At 42.6% G+C, this 915-nt stretch carries 1 protein-coding gene; it reads left to right on the top strand.

Annotation, left to right across the window (positions count from 1 at the left end):
• Window positions 1-457: 457 nt before the first annotated feature.
• A partial coding sequence (locus KIH86_RS01100) for a response regulator transcription factor (protein WP_223110262.1) occupies window positions 458-915 on the top strand: 458 nt, incomplete at its 3' end.

Raw genomic sequence — 915 nt, 5'->3', positions numbered from 1 at the left:
GATGTAGAGAAAGTTGGTGTCCTTGTCGAACAAATTTTCTCTAGATTACACCAACCTACAACAAATGATTGACAAGTAATGTTAGCCTCAGCGAATACTGCCACATCTAATGATTGTCTATTTTACGCAACCCACACATGTGGAGTGCGTAGCCCGGATGGACTTTATCGGAAAAGGCTGAAAACCAAACCTTGTGTTGGTTTTCTTGCACCTTTTCACACTGCTCTTTTTCACACTGCCCTTTTCAAGCTGGAATATGCGCAGAGCGCTCGACCGCTATGGAAGAGCATGCCAGCTTGTTAAATCCAGCATTACCCGGGTCGTTGCTCAAGCTCTTATTCCAGCTTATCCGAGACTGGAGAGGCGCTTTGAGCGCGACTTTTTTTTCAATGCGAGAAGTCCATGCGGCTCTTGTGTTATAAATCTAGTCCCTTAAAAGCGGCAGGGAGGTAAAAATATGCTGAAAACGATATTAGTTGTAGACGACGATGAAGTAATCGTCAAACTCATCACAAAGAGTTTAAGGTACGAGCAATTTGCCATACTTTCAGCATATTCGGGGAAAGAGGCCCTATCTGTATTGGAAGAAAATCACATCGATTTCATCGTTCTTGATATAGTGATGCCTGATATGGATGGACTTGATGTCTGCAGAAGTATCCGAAATTCTTATAATGTTCCAATTCTGTTTTTAAGTGCGCGTGATAAGGACATTGATAAAATCGTCGGGCTCGAAATAGGAGCAGATGATTACATGACCAAACCTTTCAGTATTCAGGAGCTTGCTTCCAGGATAAAGGCTCACTTCAGAAAAGTGGACAGGCTGTTTAAAGAGTGGGATGAACTTAATCCCGGTAACGAAAAGGCGGATTCTCCACTCATTTTGAACGATAAGACGTTTGAAGCATTCCTGAA

Origin of the sequence: Paenibacillus sinensis (assembly GCF_019904155.1) — a bacterium.
Classification (GTDB): domain Bacteria; phylum Bacillota; class Bacilli; order Paenibacillales; family Paenibacillaceae; genus Paenibacillus_AQ; species Paenibacillus_AQ sinensis.
Note: the sequence above shows the minus strand (reverse complement) of the source record. Positions and strands in the feature narration are given on the sequence as shown.